Genomic DNA, 15,987 nt, shown 5'->3' with positions numbered 1-15,987 from the left:
AAATCCACACCCTGTCCCGATACCGGCAAAGTTGTCACGGCGATTCCTCGGCCTTTCAACAATCGGGGCAAAGACACAACATACTGTTTTATAATCGCTTTTTACTCTGCTTCCACGATTTTACCGGTTGTCCCGTTGTTATTCAGCCAGATACAACCCTATACACCGAACCGGCCGCCAGATTGGAAAAAATGGTCAGTCGCGTCGTAGGGTCTCGGATACCGTGACCACCGTGGAAATCGTGGCGGCGTTGTTGGCTAGTAAGCAGCTCGGGTTCTGGCCGCCTTTATTTATAGGTGTTTAGTGGTGATAGACACCTATTTCTTTAATAGAACAGCCATAGCGCACACTTGAAAAGCTTTCGGGACAATGACGGGACAAATCGCATTTTTTACGGGACAGGCTTTTACAGCGGCTCTGTGGAGGTCGGCCTATGCTCGCTGTTGATATGAGATCAACTAACCCCGTAAAATCATCAAAACGAGGTAGAGAGCTGCCCGCGCAGGGTAATCAAGGGGAATCAAGGGGAATCAAGGCAACGTTATGGCAGGCCATGGTGGAGCGAGAACAGGAGCAGGACGACCAAAGGGCGGAATCAGCCAGACCCGGCGACTGCTGGAAATTGCGATAACTGAAGGGCTGGCGCATGCTGGTCGATCCAAGTACCCGGAGCATATGACCGGCCAGTTGGAGGAAGATGCGGTTCGCACTGGAGCAATGATCGTATCTGACATGATCAACTCTGGTGATGGAAAGGATGTCGTGAAACTCTGGGCCGCTATCTCAACCGGAGCCAAAGAGAGCAATCCAGGCTCAGGATCCGGCACCCTTGCTGATGCACTTTCAGCCCTTCCGAGCCTGCCCGATGGCGCAAACATGCCACAAGAGACACAGCCAGAAACAGAAACCGCCGAAGATTCAGACACTTATGAAGCCTGCGCTACTGATAACGGATTAGTTGCCCCCCAAAATGGAACCTTTTTCACACCTCAGCAAGGTCTGCTGGTCGACGTTCCGGCACTGGAGTATGACCAGGTGATGGACGATGGCCAGAGCGGCAGCGACACCCCCCACCCCCCCCTGGGCGATACCGTGGATTGTATTTACCCTGACACTAAAAATTTTGAAAATTCCGAATCCCGTCAGGGTGGAACGTGCCCTGATGCTGAAGGAAGGTTCGGGTGATGGGCGCATTCACTCCAAAACACCACTCCAAATGTCGCCCCATGACAGAACAGGAGGCTATGGCGTGGTACTGGCCTGAAGGAGCCGAGCGTTTACTGGCTTCTGTACCCGAAGAAGATAAAGCGTTCCAGCGCCTGTCGTGGATGCTGGTTCGGTGGCGGGTTGATCCGGTTTGCTTCGCAGTGGAAGCCCTGAGAGTAAAACTAGCTCCTTATCAGGTGGCGATTCTTCTGGATTTGGCAGACGCGCCGATTGAGCTGTATCAGTTTTATGGTGTTGATCCAAATAAACCAAAGCGTCAGGTTTTGATTCCGTCTGGCCACGGCATGGGTAAAACCCGGGTGCTCGCTATAGCAACCTGGTGGCATAAACTCACCATCAAATACACCTACAACCTTTGTACCGCACCAACAGCCACTCAGCTGACTGGTCGCCTGTGGGATGAAATCCGCAAGATGTACCGTCGCCTGAAAAAAGCCTGGCCGATGCTCGCTGACCAGTGGGAAGTTCAGCGTGACCGGATCGCACACATTGACAGCGACTTCAGTGACTGGGCCACTGTCGCCCGAACAGCCCGGGAAGAAAAGCCGGAAGGTCTTCAGGGGGCGCACGCCATGGACGACGATGACGCAGATGGTCAGCTGGCCGCAATCTTTGGTGACGATCGGGAAGAAAGTGCTTCAGGCGGAATCATGGTGGTGATTGATGAAGCGTCAGGTGTTTCCGACGCCATCCGTGAAGTGTTGAAGGGTGCTCTGTCAGAAGAAGGTGCTCGCCTTATCGCTCCGGCTAACCCGACCCGGCCTGATGGCTGGTTCGCTGAAGACTGTCAGAAGACACACCGTTACGCCATTCACAACCTGGATTGTCGTGACAGTAACCGCGAAAAAATGTATCAGATTCCTTACCGGGACACCGCAGGACGGGTTCACAAACTGACGCTTCGTGGCTTTGTTCGTCCGAGCTACTGGGAAGAAATTCTGGAAGATTGTGACGGTGATGACGATCACGATGTGTTCCGGGTTCGTGTTAAAGGTATGAAGCCACGTTCAGCATTCACTCAATGTATCAAGACGCACTGGGTGGATGAGGCCATGGCCAGACCCAAAGATGAAGCCAGCCAGAAAGACCCCATTATCATCGGTCTCGACTTTGGTCTGTTCAGTGATAAGCACTCTCTGGCTGTACGTCAGGGTTTCAACATGCTGGATGGTGAAGAATGGCTTCCACCGGATAAGCCGAAAGACATCACCCTGAAAGCTGCTGACCTGGCTATTGAGTATCAGGAACGTCTGGGGGCTCGCTATATCATCGGCGATTCGAACGGCGTTGGTCGTGGAGCTATGGAGTATCTGTCCCGTTACTACCAGAACAAAAAAGACGTCACTGTCATCCATTTCAATTCTGGTAAACAGGCTCACGACAAAAAGCGCTACTACCTGCGCCGTGATGAGATGTGGCACAAAGCAGGCCGCAGCTGGGTATCTAACCCCCGCTGTCACCTGATTCAATTCCCGAGGCTGAAATCTCAGCTGACCGCAACAGGTTATCACGAAGATGCCAAGTCACGACGGATCAAAGCGGAAACCAAATCGGATATGAAAAAGCGGGGTTTTGAGTCTGGCAATATCGCGGACTCCCTGCTTCATACCCTGATGATTCACACCCCGAATACCACCAACCAGGCAGAAAAAAAAGACGAGGCTCCGAGTACTCCAGTCGTCTTTCAGGAGCACTTCAACCGGATTCGAAACAAGCAAAATAATATGAGGATCATACGATGAAAACGGAAGACCTATTGAAGCAGGAAGTCAAAAACTACTCAGCGTTGTTTGAAATTCCGGAGGAGCTGATTCTGGCAATCATTCAGACTGAATCAGCCGGTAGCCTCTATGCCTACCGTACCGAAGCCCATTATCGCTATCTGTTTAACATTAAGCAGCACGCACCTTTCAGAAGTTTGAAAAGCTCTGAAAAGAACAACGAAGTGGCTCCCAAAGATTTCCCATACCTGAGAAACATCTCCAGCCGCAACACAGAGTGGATTGGTCAACAAGCCAGCTGGGGACCAATGCAAGTAATGGGCGCGGTGGCCAGAGAGTATGGTTTCAGCGGCCCGTTTCCAGAGCTGTGTTCTGCACAGGGTATTTTTTATGGCTGTCGTCACCTGCTCTCACTGAAAAAAGTCTGGTATGACCGCTACGGCTGGAAAGGTGTGGCAGCGGCTTACAACGCCGGTTCGGTTCGATTCAGCTCAGAGTGTGAGCTAGTCAATCAGCACTACGTAGACACAGTAGCCAGAAATGGTGCCGCAGAACTTTTTACTCAGCCTCTGGTAAAAAACGAGGAGGCAGTGGTATGAGCTGGCTATCAAAAGCTCTTAACGCTGTGACAGGTGATCTTGCCGGGGAAGTTTTCGGACTGGTAAAAGCCTATCTGCCTCCGTCAATGAGTGAACAGGATCAGGCAAAACTTCAGGTTACGCTGAAGCAGCTTCAGGACAAAAAAGAACTTCAGACCCAGGAAGCCGAGACTCAGGCACTTCAAGAGTTCAACCAGCGGATACGGGATTTAGAAGGAACAGCAGCTGACCTGAAAACCATTCCAGTGTTGGGCCCGCTAGTGATTTTCCTGCGCGGTTGTCAGCGCCCACTGTGGGGATACTTAACCATGTATCTGGATGTCATGTGGTTCAGCTCCTGGGAACTTTCCCAACAGCAACAAACAGCAATGATAGCCATCAACCTTCTTGTACTCCCATTTCTTTTTGGAGAGCGAGCCTTAAAGAATCTGGAGCCGCTGTTGGTTCGACTATTTGGAAAAACTAGCAGAGATTAGGCAAGGAGTGGCATGTGACTATTTACCAGATCATTATCATTGCCATGGCTGTTTTTAACCTGGTTCTTTGGGGGCCGATTGGCTGGATTGTACGTCGGTTGACTAAGGACTATGACGAACATAAGAGAACAAACAGCCATTCTCTGGCCGAACTGCGTGGGGATCTGGAAGACCTTCAGCAGCGATACAACGACCTTAGGGCTGAACTGCCTGACAAATACGTCAGTTTGAGCCGGTACGTTGACGAGATTAAAACCATTCAAGGCATGCTCCAAAAGATTCTGGATAAACTGGACTCTAAGGCGGACAAATGAAAACAGACGATAAGACCTGGCATAAACGGATACAGGCTTCCCGATCCAGACGGGAAGCCCGTGAGGCAATGTGGCAACACTACGCCAGTCTTCACTCGGAAGGTAAAGACGCCTGGCACGGAGAAGTCAAAGACTCAAAAGTAGAACTTCCTCAAGGTGATATCGTTAAGGTTTCCCTGATCTTCAGGAACCTTGAGCAGACCATGGGCTATCTGGAAATCGAAGATATTGGTGTAACCGCTCGCGCTGCCTCCATGAGTCGGCAACTGGATAACATGGACACTCACAGAGAGTCTGTGGTTGAACAGGGTGTTTATAACAGTCTCTATTCATCAGGCATGGTTAACGGTCCTGAACGAATAGACCGGATAAAACTGGATGCGCTGATCTGTGGCCACGGAATCAGTTACTCCTGGTGGCGTACGGAAGAAGAGGAAGTGGAACAGGATCAGATTGCCGTTATGGTTGAAAAAGATGGTCGCTTTGTTCCCAAGCTGGGCGATGATGGTTTTCCGGTTTTTGAACCAGTTACCACTAAAGAAACCGTATTTGAAGGGGTGAATGATGAGCGTATCAGCCCCATGGAATTTTTGTTTGACTCTGGTGCAACCGCTATTGGTGAATCCAGATGGCATGGCTTTGAACGAGTAACCCGTCTGGCAGTTCTAAAGGCTGATGATCGTTACAACCTGCCTGATGACATTGAGCCGTCTTCTTTCCGGATCAAAACGCTGGCTGGCGAGATGGAAGAAGGCAGCGAGTATTATCAGGAAGATTCAGTAAAAGTGATTGTGGTTTATGACCGTGATACACGGGAACTGATTACATTCATGGAAAGTGCCTCTCCAACTGATCAGGATAAACCGATCAACAGTGATGGAGAGAAAACCACGTTAACCCGAATCCGGGCTGACCAGTATCCGGTTCGTTTTGTTCATCCGGATGATTCCCCATTCAACAGCTTTATTCCGATACCTGGTCAGGATGATCCATTTGGAGTTAGTCAGGTCGAGCATATTCGTATTCCAGCACTGGAAGCTGACATTCTCAGAACACGTCGCTCCAATCTGGCCAGAGACCAGAAGCGACTGATGCTCTATGACAAAAACAAAATTGAAGAGACTGATGTTAACAACGCCCTGAGAAGCAAAAACACCACGGAAGCGGTGGGAATGGACGTTCAGGATGACGCTGATATCAGTCGGATCTTCAAGGAAGTCCAGACCGCAAACCTGCCTGATGCCCTGCTTCAGTTCGCTAACCAGCCTGCTGATGATGTTCGGGAAAACTCCGGGGTGTCAGAAGTACCTTTTGGCGGTGCGGAAACCGCAACCGAATCTGAGAACCAGCAGCGGATCGGTCAGGCCCGTGTCAACCGCAAGCGTTCCAAACTGTTCAAGTTCCTGAACAATCTGGCCAGAACCCACTTCGCTTTTCTGGCGCGTTTCACACCGGATGGTCAGACCATGCGTGTCACTCTGGCTAACGGTGAAGAGAAGATTCTCGAGTATGGTCGCACGGCCTTTGACGGCAAATTCGTCATTGATGTTGGCCCTGGTGGAGGCCCTACCCAGATCAGTCCTGTTCGTCAGAAAATGTTGATTGAAGCAGCCGGAATGTTAGGTGACAGGGTAGGCCCGGAAGCATCGCTGATCTTAACTCGGGAAATTCTGACTCAGATGGATATCAGAAACGTGAACGGCATTATGGAAGCAGCACGCCGTCACGTTATTCCCCCAGAGCAACCCTTACAGCCGCAACAGGGCAGTATTCCTTCACCGGATGCCATCAACAACGGTCAGACTATTCGTTCAGCGATCAACCCAATGGAATAACTTTGAATGCTCGGCTTTACCTGAGCATGGAAGTTTATGTATAAACAGTGTTGATATGAGATCAACTTAACCCAGAAGAGAATGATCAATGGACAACCCTGATACTTCCACGGAAACACAAGCGACTGACACTGGTTCCTCAAGCTCCGCAAACCCTTTTGCTTCGGCTTATGAGCGCGCCAGAGACGCGATTGACCAGGAAGATCAGGACACCGGCACTGATCCGAACAGTACCGACACCGATACCGACGGCCAAGCGTCCGACAGCAATGACGGAGCCAGCAGTCAGGAGGAAACGGTTGAGGCTGCGACTGAAGGTGATGGGGCAAGCGATCAGGCAACTGATGACAGCACTTCAACAGAATCACCAGAAGCCCCCGGAAGCTGGCCGGACAAACGGAAAGAGATGTTCAGTCATCTCCCCCGTGAGGCCCAGACTGCGTTTCTTGATTCTTACAAGGAGATGGAAACCGGTCTGAATAAAGCACTGGAAAAGCTCGGTAATGAGCGCAAGCAGATGAGGGATAACTTCGGAGCCGATCCGGACGCTATTCGTCAGCTGATCGAAAAAGCCCAGAACTTTGAATCCGATCCCGTACCTGTAATTACCCAGCTGGCTGAATCCGCCGGAATTGAAATTTTCTTCACTCCCCAGGGTGATGAACAGATTCCGGAGTTTGACAGCCAGCAGGAGCAAACCCAGTGGTTAGCGGACAAGCAGAAACGGGAGGTGAACCAGGCACTGGCCGAGAAAAGCCGGGAGCGAGCCAGGGAGCGAGCGCAGGAAGAGCTGAACAGCACAATTCAGAAGCAATTCGCTGAAGCTCATCAGGCTCATCCCGACCTGGCTGACCACAGAGACGACGTGGTGAAAACCATGGCCGCTGAAGGTGTCTCTGTGGAATCGGCGTATCGGCTGGCGACCTGGGAAGGTTTGAGCAAACTGGCCGCAGAGGCTCAGGAAGCAAAAGCTGCTCTGGAGAAAAAGACGGCAGAGATTGAGAAGCTGAAGAAAAACGGAACCCGGCCACCCGTTGGTGGCTCCGGCAGCAGGGACAACACTGACGAATTACCCAGTGACCCCTTTGAACGTGCGCACATTCTGGCTAAACGCAGACTTAATCAAGGATAACGATCATGGCCGTTAGACGACACAACCTCCCGCTGTTTGCGGGAACCGAAGACACCGAGGATATGTTCCTCGCCACAATGGAAGAAGTGGATAAAGATCTTCCCAACCTGGTCAAGGTAGATCATGCGCTTTACAACTACCTGAAGGAAAAGAGACTGATCAGGGAAATGGGTACCATCTCCACTAATATCAGCATCCCCCTGCTGGCCAAGGAAAACTCTACTGTGAAGTTTTTCACTGGTTACGATGACATGGATCTGAACCCGCAAAGTGCAACCCATAATGCCAAATTCCTCTGGGGTCATGCGGGCGGCGTTCAGATGTATTCCCATGAAGAAATGCGCAAGAACGAAGGCGAAAGCCAGATCATTGACCTGACTCAAACCAAAACCGAACAGCTTCACACCTCCATGAATAACAAGGTGGGTGAGCGGATCGTTGGCGCTCAGGACTGTAATGGTCGTGACTTTATGGGCATCGGACGCATTATGACCCCCGGCGCGACTGTTGGAGGTATTGACCCCAGTCATAAGGGCTTTGGTTACTGGGATGTCCAGCAGACATTTAAGGACGATGCGAACAGTACCAAGTTCGCTCTATCCAGTGAAATGCGTAAAGGCATGCGTAAGCTGCGTCGTGACTGTACCCACAACGGCATGAGCCCGGATGTTTACATGTGTGGTGAAGATGTTTACGACGCTGTGCTGGAAGATCTGGAAGGCAAGATTCGCATGTCTCCAAAAGAAGAACAGATGTTTGAAGGTCATGAAGCCTTCGCCCATAACAACCTGGTTTATATCTATGACAAGGATCTGGATGCGAAAACCACCTGGGCTCTGAACTTCCGGGATAAAGCCATTGAAGTCCGTGTGGACAAGAAAACCAACTTTGTCATGACTCCGTGGCAGTGGACGAATGGCAAAGTTGCCAAGCATCGTTACTGCCTGCTTTATATGGCTGTGGTGTGTCGTCGTCGTAACCTCAACGGCGTACTGAAGTTCAGCTAACAACTAGCTCCTTGCGTGAGGTGTTCGGCGCGCCCTCTACCTTCTCCCCAGAGGGCGCGCTGTTTTATAAAACGGTAAGCTAAATGATCGATCCTCAATACCCCAAACCAGACAGCGAGCGGAAAGAGCGGATCATCACCGATGTGACGGGGCTGCTCAAAATTCGGGATGACGACGATACCCGGGCAAAAGTTGGCCGTTGGCTCCATCACACACTCATCAAAGCACAGAAACACTCCAGAAGACCCTGGTGGTTCACCAAACGGGTATTTTCGTTTATTGCTTATCCGGGCCAGGATGTCTTTGATCTGAAGGGCAGCATTGATTCCCTGATCAGTCTTCACGGTAAAGATAAAATTCTGAAAAAGCCTGTTGACCAGATTATGGCCTATCGCAGCCATGCTTATGACAACGGCAATACAAACCGAGGCGAGCCAAAAATATACGCAGAGTTTGGCGGCCGCCTCCACATCTGGCCCGCACCGGATAAAAAGATGATGCTTCATCTCTGTTTCACTGTTCCTATGACTTCTGACATCGTGCCTGATGAGTGGGAAACTTTTCTGGTTGATGGCGTAATTGGTCTTTATGGCGCGCACTTTGATAAAAGCGGCATGATCGGCGAGCCTCAGGAGTTCGCTAACCGTTTCTGGAGCAGCATCAAGTACGCGAACAGCAATAACCACGACATAGATATTATTGAGCGTCGCACCAATTACAGTTTCAGTGCCCATACGTCCGGCGAAAACCTCTCCACCGCACTGGCCAAGGTGAACAGCGGTAACTATCTGGATGATCCGGACAATATTGTTACTCCGGCTTATCAGGGCGTGGCAGGGAAAACCGCGCAGGTACTCGCCGACGATGATTCTGAGAATACCCACGGTACGCCTTTCCTTCAGATTCCGGGAGATGAACAGCCATGAGTAATGAGAACCTGACTCCCCGTGAAAAGATGCTCAAGGACTTCAGCGCGGGCAAGGTTCCCCCAGCGTCTGCGTTTCACGGCATGATTAACGGCATGTTCGACGTCGCCGACGACGCAGCCAGAGTGGCTGAGAAGCGCATCGAAGTAGAACAGTTTGCCAATGAAGTAGAGCTGGATCGGCAGGACGTAACCGCCAAGCAGCTGAAAACCACCGCCGACGCACAACAGACCAGCGCAGACCGCACCGCTACCGGGCAGGATCGGCAGGTGGCAGAGAACAAGGCGGCACTGGCTACCAGCGAGGCAAACCGGTCTAAGACAGAAGCGGATCGTTCCGCTGAACAGGTGCCTCTGGTTCAGGCAGAAGGGACTGCCCAGATCAATGCCATTAAAGATGAAGGTAAGACCCAGAGAGATTCAGTAGTCAGCACTGGCACTCAGCAAGTAAGCCGGGTGACTACCGAAGGCAATGATCAGGTTTCACGTCTGACACAGACCGGTGACCAGCAGGTGAGCCGGGTTGAAACCAAAGGCGATGAAAAAATAGCCCTTGCCAAAGCGGAAGCGGACAAAGCAGCGGTTTCCGCCGGTGAATCTTTAGCGAACAAAAACGCTACGGCTCAGGACAAAACCGACACCGCCAGCAACCTGGCCAAAACCGAAGCAGCGCTTCAGAAAACTGAAGAGGCCCGGGACACCACCAAGACGTATCTGGACGAAGCGAAGGCGGTTAATGACACCACAACGGCACTGAAAGACGACGCTGAAAGACTGGTTCAGGAAGCCGGTGATATCAGAACCGAGGTCAAAGAGTCAGAAACTAAAGTCGCCGAATCCGAAGCGCAGGCCAAGGCAGCGGCAGACAGAGCCAACGAGATTATCACCGGGCCTTTTGAATTCCTGGCTCATTCGCAGGTGGTTCAGGCGGCAGCACTGGTGTCTATCCAGGCTGCCTTTATTGACCGTCACGCTTTTGAATAAATCACAGTCTAAGAGGGAGCAAGAATGGGCACACAACAACTGGTCGAGTCGGTTGACAAGCTGACCAAGAGCACCACCGAAATGGTGGATATTGTCAAAGAGCGCAAGCAGGTTCTGGAAGACAGCGCAGCCAGTGCCAAAGTGGACGCAGCCAAAACCGCCGCTGGCCGGCAGTCTACCCAGGAGAACCGGGACCAGAGTTATAACTATTACCAGCAATCCCTGGCTCAGGCGAACCGGGCGAAGCAGATCAGCGAGCTGGACACGGTGACTGATGCGCTGAGGCTGGCAGCTGTGCCTGCGCCGGATTTTCATCTGCCGTTGATTTCTGATCTTCAGATTCGGGAAGGGTTTGGACCAGCGGATCAGATTGATGTGTCGGCTGCTCAGGATGGGTCGACGATGGTGGACTTGCCTACTCGGTCGGCGTCGTTTAGTCGGGCGAGTACTGCGACGTACATTAATAAATGTGGCGAACTTACAACCGCCGCAATTGATGAACCGAGGTTTGAAAAACAGGGGATGTTGATTGAAGGGAGCAGCACAAATATCCACCTCTTCAGTGAAACTCAATCGTCCTACAATGACTTGTCCAGAGTGACAAAAAGCGACGGCAGTATTTTGTTCGGTAAAAAAACAACGAAATTCACTGGTGATGGATCAGGAAGTGTCCAGACGGTTAGGCAAGTTATTCCGGTTAGTGGATTAACAACTGGGCAAGAGTATACCCATTCTGTTTGGATACGATTGATTGCAGGTGAGGCCGCAATTGGCCTCTACGAGTCCAATGCTAATTCTTCTAACGACAAAAGTACGTTAGAAACTTTAGTTCCAGACGGCAAGTGGCGGCGGGTTTCAGTGACCCACACAATACAGAATGACGATTCTGTTAATCTCCAATCACAGATACGAAGCGCCAACTTGAACATTGCAGTGGAGTTTGAGGCGTTCTACTCACAAGTGGAATCGCTTCCATTTGCGTCGTCGTATATTCCCACTCAAGATACAGCAGTTACCCGAGCATCAGATATATTAAAAGTCGATGCGATATACTTTCCACCTACAAACTCAGATTATACATACGCTATTAATATCCATCCGCTGATAGATAACCTTGCGAATTACCAAGTACCTGTTTCTCTAAGTGATGGCGTTGGAACTGATCGAGAAATAATTGCCCGAATAGGAAAGACTTGGAAATCCTTCGGGATTCATAATAATGTTTTTGGAAGAACGGACTCAGGAGCAGGAACACTGTGCGTAGTTCTTGATGAAACACAAAAACTTTATTTTGGCAAGAGCAGTTTCGGGGGTAACTCAAGAAGTAGGGGACTGATAAAAAGGAAAACATGCGGCCTGGGGCACTGGAGTAATTTCTATAAAGATGAGAATTGGTGGGGGCATTTACGTGACTTCCGCATTTGGCACAAAGCCCTCACACCTGAACAAGTAGCATCTCTGGGGTAACTATCATGAAACGGACTTTTACCGACCTGATCACCTATACCGCCAACCTGCCAGAACTAAAAAAAGAACTGGTCAAAAAGGGTTATAAAAACGAAGATGGCAGTCCCTACCTGCCTGTTTGCATGACCCCCGTCCAGCACGGCGATGTACTGCATTCAGTTACCCTGTGCCGTATCTGTTCGGAAGAAGAACGCACGCTGTTAAACGATCTGCAATATCTTGAGGTGTTAGGGACTAAAGAAGAAGTCGACGCTGATCCGGCGAAGACTGCCAAGTATAAAGAGGGGTACAGCCGTGATCCCGTCACCTACACCGACCCGGAAACCGGCGAGACAGTAACCTACACCCCACCTAAATGGCACGGAGCTTTTGCCTGATGTTAAGCCTGCGCTATAACCCCGGTGCCATGCGTATTGCCCTGAACCTGTTCCCCCTGGGCGATAACCGCATGGAAACACGGCCGGGGGCGCGGCAGCTGATTACCGGCAACATTAACCGCGCCATCGGCTGGGGCAACCGGATTGCTTATGAGAAGTACGGTTATCTGTTTGTTCAGGACGCCATTGAAACCAACCTTCGCCCCCGTACCGCTAACCTTCAGATGTGCGGGGCGACTTTCCAGAGCTTGATCAAATACGGTGACCGGGAGGAACGTCTTTATATCGGTTCAGGCAAGGATATTTTCTACCTGCGCCGTCGGACCAATACCACCGAAAACCCGACGCTGTATGAGTCGGTGACTATCACCAATGAAGTGAAAGACGCTGATAACAACCCCTACCAACTGCCCCAGACCCGAGCCATCGCCAGCTGGCGTAACCGGCTCTGGGCGGGGGATGGAACACATACGGTTTACCATACGGAACACGACAAACCGCATTTATGGGACCCACTGAACGCCATTGAATTTCAGAGTGGTACCCAGAACGATGTAACCGCTTTGTGTCCGTTCGGGGATAGCCTGATCGTCGCTACGCCGTCCAGCCTTTGGGCCGTTACCGGTGATAGCAAATACAACTTTCAGCGGGACAAGATTGTTAACGGCAACGGAGCCGTGAACCAACGTTGTATCACCACCGATGGCCAGCGGCTTTATTACCTGGATCGTAACGGCGTTTTTGAACTGGGACAGGATGAACCGTTAAGCGGCGCTATCGAAGACCTTTTTCGCGCGCCGGATAACGACGCGGAACTCATGCTTGACCCAATGGGTGTGTTTCTTTATCTGCTCTATGACCGCCACATTTATGTGTATAACACTCTGAAAGGTGGCTGGGGTCAGCTGGACGTGGAAGCCAAGGGGCTTATCAAGGCGGGTGACCGGATGGGCTGGTATGGCAAGACTGGCTTATGGCTGATGGGTTCCCGCTATGCGCCGGATGTTTTGCACGATGGTTCACAGCAAGCGGTTCGCAGCCATTTGCGTACATGGCCGGTTCAGCCGAATCCTTACGGCATGACCAGCCTGAATCGTTCTTATATTTCGATGCTGGGTGTTTACCAGAACACGGGCAGTTATTCGGTCTATGAGGACGACGAGGACACCGCCATTGTTTCGGAACCGTTTGACCTGTACCGGAAGGAACCGGACTTTCTTCAGATCGGTTCCCACAAGCTCTACAAAGAGAAGCCCCAGCGGGTTTACGATGAAATTCCCGTAAACACCGCCAATGAACAGTTTGAACATGAACTGGTCACAGAAGGTTATTTTCAGCTGATCAGTTTTGAACCCAGTTATACGCATCAAGGGAGCTGACCATGAGCGGCGTGATTCTTGACCCCATCACTTCACCGGAAGCCATTATGGCTAATCTTCAGCGATTGAACGAAGCCCTGACTGCCCTGCAGGGCGGTTCTATCGCTATCAGCCAGATTGTGGGTTATGAGGATCTGGTGACTGAGACGGAGATGTCAGAAGAAGTTAAAAAGCTTCAGGACGAAGTGAATAAGCTGAAAATTCCCGTGGGTGGACGCTATTACTCCAGCAGCGACAAGAACCCTAAAGAATTGTTCGGGTATGGAACCTGGACACTCGTGAGCAGTGGCCGGGTTGAGATCGGAGCGGGTACGACTACGGATAGCCGTAATGAGAAAAAATCCTTTTCAGGGGGACAAACCGGAGGAGAATTCCAACATATACTGAGTGTCGATCAAATACCTTCTGAGTAACTCCTTCGGGACTAGTTATTTGCATAGAGTCAAGATGGTGAGGCTGTTTCAATTTCGACCAGTTTGTAACCCATGTCTTCAGCGCGCTTTCTCATGTTTTTAATGACTCGGTCACGGTATTGCTCCTCGTAGTAATCCTGACCTCTATCTACGTACTCTGAGCCGTTTTTCAGCATGCTGTAAATCAGCCGGGCAAGTTTATGTGCAGTCGCTGTAATCGCTTTTGGTGCCCCCAGCTTACTTCTCATTCGACGATAATAGGCTCCCAGCGCACTTTTCGAACTCACCAGAGTCAGTGCAGCCATACGCAGAGCAGAAGCGGCCCGGTTAGGGATTCTTTTGGTCTTGCTGCTCAACACTTTGCCTCCTGATATCTTGTTTCCCGGGCTCAGTCCCAGCCAGGAACAAAAGTGCTTCACTGTCGGCCAGCGACTCATGTCTGTACCAATTTCAGAAACTACCTTCAGGGCGGTATTTTCCTCTATTCCCTCAATCGATGTCAGATCTACCCCTGTCACCCGGTAAAGGTGAGTTCTTACATCAAAAGCAGGGGCGCTGGCTGATTTGCGTTTTGCAGGCAGAGAGATACTCTCGGACTTATCATCAAACTGGTTCAACTGGTCTTCCAATGCCTTGTCACAAGCTTCAATTTGCTTTTCGTAAAAATCATAAAGCTCAACAGACTGCTTTAAGGCAAATAGGTGTTCCACCCGGTAATGCCCATGCAGTGACTTAGCAATGACTTTCTCTGATTTTTTACAATGAGAGTCCCGGTGTTTGGCCAGTACCTCTGGGTCACGCTCTCCCGCGAGAATGGAGAGAATGATACCCATCCCCGTTTTGCCAGTGATATCCGCAACGACATTGTCCAACAACAGGTTCATTTGCCGTAAAGCTTTCTGCATGTGCTGTATGTGCGACGCCCGGTAACGGATCAGGGTTTCACGCTGACGCATATAGGCACGCAAGGCACACACCTGATCTTCAGGGCGAAAAGCTCCCTCAAGCAGGCCATGAGTATGCAGTTGTTGTAACCACTGACAGTCCTGCACATCACTTTTACGACCAGGGACGTTTTTAACATGACGAGCATTCACCAGTTTGACGTCAAGGCCGTGCTCTTCAAGCATTTCGAAAGCGGGAATCCAATAGATTCCGGTAGACTCCATGACCACGGTCGTAATTCCGATTTTCACGAGCCATTGAGTCATCATTTCGAGATCAGAGGTAAAGCAGGCAAAAGACCGAACCGACTGTTCATCGAGCTCTTTAGGGACAGCAACAAAGTGGAACTCTGAACCAATATCAATGCCTGCAGCATAGAGGTTCACGGTTTTTAGATGGCCAGATATCCGCTTTTGAACTTTAGCCGGATTTGGGTTGTGTTTCATGACTGCGTTCCTACACTACTGAACGAAGGCATATCCGGGTATGGGGCTGTCGATCATATGCAGTCTTCTGAACGAGATCGCCAGGCGTCATCAGTGATGCGGTCGCCAGCCTCCCGACCACGCTAAACTTCGGGCAAGAGCACCAGTGTGCGTTCGGTCTCTGGCTCGGATATGCCTCCTTCCTTATCGTAGGACGAAGAATTGAGGTTGGCAGCTAAGAGTTACTCTGGGTTGTGTGCCCGCCGGGCGGGCTAGTCCGCTAAACACGATCACTCACAAACCACTCAGCTTCCGGATTGGGACTACGGTGAAAGTGGAAAAAGAATATACACCGTGGGCGGCAAACGAACCAGTTACAAGCAAGACGACACTGCACAAAAAACCAGAACAACTGGCGGAAGCAAGCCACACAACAACATGCAACCCTATGAAGTCATCTACAAATGGCAGCGCACCGCATGAGTAACCTGCTTCCTTCCTTCCAGACTCGCCCTATTACTGTCAGCGTCACGGCGAACCGGCCTTTTGCTATTGAACATGGGTTGGGTCGTCCGGTGGCTGGCTGGGTAGTGGTTGACCGGACGGCAGCCTGCACTGTCTGGCGTAGCGGGGAGAATGGCACGGGCAAGCTGGTTCTGACCTGTAATCAAAGCTGTACCTTGTCGATCCTGCTTCTCTGACTGCTCGCGTTGATCTCATATCAACAATCTAATAGGCTTCAGTGAGTATCCACCAATACT

16 protein-coding genes are annotated in these 15,987 nt (G+C 50.9%); 15 read left to right on the top strand and 1 reads right to left on the bottom strand.

Annotation, left to right across the window (positions count from 1 at the left end; all coding sequences use genetic code 11):
• The first annotated feature begins 543 nt into the window (after positions 1-543).
• From NX722_RS23535 to NX722_RS23470, 14 genes are all read left to right on the top strand, one after another.
• The gene (locus NX722_RS23535; protein WP_262565291.1) at positions 544-1,185 is read left to right on the top strand and encodes a hypothetical protein; all 642 of its coding nucleotides are present in this window, start codon (positions 544-546) and stop codon (positions 1,183-1,185) included.
• Positions 1,185-2,969 (top strand): hypothetical protein, encoded by a 1,785-nt coding sequence (locus NX722_RS23530; RefSeq protein ID WP_262565290.1) that lies wholly within the window; start codon positions 1,185-1,187, stop codon positions 2,967-2,969. The genes NX722_RS23535 and NX722_RS23530 overlap by 1 nt, the downstream gene beginning before the upstream one ends.
• On the top strand, positions 2,966-3,547 hold the full coding sequence (locus NX722_RS23525; RefSeq protein WP_262565289.1) for a transglycosylase SLT domain-containing protein: 582 nt from the start codon (positions 2,966-2,968) through the stop codon (positions 3,545-3,547). Before NX722_RS23530 ends, NX722_RS23525 begins: the two co-directional genes overlap by 4 nt.
• Positions 3,544-4,023 (top strand): hypothetical protein, encoded by a 480-nt coding sequence (locus tag NX722_RS23520; protein ID WP_262565288.1) that lies wholly within the window; start codon positions 3,544-3,546, stop codon positions 4,021-4,023. Before NX722_RS23525 ends, NX722_RS23520 begins: the two co-directional genes overlap by 4 nt.
• Positions 4,024-4,037: 14 nt before the next feature.
• Positions 4,038-4,337 (top strand): hypothetical protein, encoded by a 300-nt coding sequence (locus NX722_RS23515; protein ID WP_262565287.1) that lies wholly within the window; start codon positions 4,038-4,040, stop codon positions 4,335-4,337.
• On the top strand, positions 4,334-6,172 hold the full coding sequence (locus tag NX722_RS23510) for a portal protein (RefSeq protein WP_262565286.1): 1,839 nt from the start codon (positions 4,334-4,336) through the stop codon (positions 6,170-6,172). Before NX722_RS23515 ends, NX722_RS23510 begins: the two co-directional genes overlap by 4 nt.
• 88 nt (positions 6,173-6,260) lie before the next feature.
• Positions 6,261-7,304: a prolipoprotein diacylglyceryl transferase gene (locus NX722_RS23505; protein ID WP_262565285.1), complete on the top strand. Its 1,044-nt coding sequence runs from the start codon at positions 6,261-6,263 to the stop codon at positions 7,302-7,304.
• A gap of 5 nt (positions 7,305-7,309) precedes the next feature.
• Entirely contained in the window at positions 7,310-8,311 is a 1,002-nt protein-coding gene (locus NX722_RS23500) for a phage major capsid protein (RefSeq protein WP_262565284.1), read from the top strand.
• 83 nt (positions 8,312-8,394) lie between these two features.
• Complete coding sequence (locus NX722_RS23495) at positions 8,395-9,237, top strand: phage adaptor protein (protein ID WP_262565283.1); 843 nt, start codon at positions 8,395-8,397, stop codon at positions 9,235-9,237.
• Positions 9,234-10,220, top strand: a complete 987-nt coding sequence (locus NX722_RS23490) for a hypothetical protein (protein ID WP_262565282.1) — start codon at positions 9,234-9,236, stop codon at positions 10,218-10,220. Before NX722_RS23495 ends, NX722_RS23490 begins: the two co-directional genes overlap by 4 nt.
• A 24-nt stretch (positions 10,221-10,244) precedes the next feature.
• On the top strand, positions 10,245-11,687 hold the full coding sequence (locus NX722_RS23485) for a phage head spike fiber domain-containing protein (RefSeq protein ID WP_262565281.1): 1,443 nt from the start codon (positions 10,245-10,247) through the stop codon (positions 11,685-11,687).
• Positions 11,688-11,692: 5 nt separating this feature from the next.
• Positions 11,693-12,064 carry a hypothetical protein gene (locus tag NX722_RS23480; RefSeq protein ID WP_262565280.1) on the top strand — a complete coding sequence of 124 codons (372 nt, stop codon included), beginning with the start codon at positions 11,693-11,695 and terminating at the stop codon, positions 12,062-12,064.
• Entirely contained in the window at positions 12,064-13,443 is a 1,380-nt protein-coding gene (locus NX722_RS23475; protein WP_262565279.1) for a hypothetical protein, read from the top strand. The genes NX722_RS23480 and NX722_RS23475 overlap by 1 nt, the downstream gene beginning before the upstream one ends.
• A gap of 2 nt (positions 13,444-13,445) precedes the next feature.
• Positions 13,446-13,856, top strand: a complete 411-nt coding sequence (locus NX722_RS23470) for a phage baseplate protein (protein WP_262565278.1) — start codon at positions 13,446-13,448, stop codon at positions 13,854-13,856.
• A gap of 29 nt (positions 13,857-13,885) precedes the next feature.
• On the opposite strand, the gene NX722_RS23465 is transcribed toward NX722_RS23470, so the two are convergent.
• Positions 13,886-15,247, bottom strand: coding sequence for an IS110 family RNA-guided transposase (locus NX722_RS23465; protein ID WP_262563664.1), 1,362 nt, complete (start codon positions 15,245-15,247; stop codon positions 13,886-13,888).
• A 458-nt stretch (positions 15,248-15,705) separates the two neighbouring features.
• Here NX722_RS23465 and NX722_RS23460 point away from each other — a divergent pair, with 458 nt between their 5' ends.
• Entirely contained in the window at positions 15,706-15,927 is a 222-nt protein-coding gene (locus NX722_RS23460; protein WP_262565277.1) for a hypothetical protein, read from the top strand.
• The last annotated feature ends 60 nt before the right edge of the window (positions 15,928-15,987 follow it).

This window comes from Endozoicomonas gorgoniicola, from assembly GCF_025562715.2.
Taxonomy (GTDB): domain Bacteria; phylum Pseudomonadota; class Gammaproteobacteria; order Pseudomonadales; family Endozoicomonadaceae; genus Endozoicomonas_A; species Endozoicomonas_A gorgoniicola.
The sequence above is the reverse complement of the archived record's forward strand: the minus strand, read 5'-3'. Positions and strand labels throughout refer to the sequence as shown.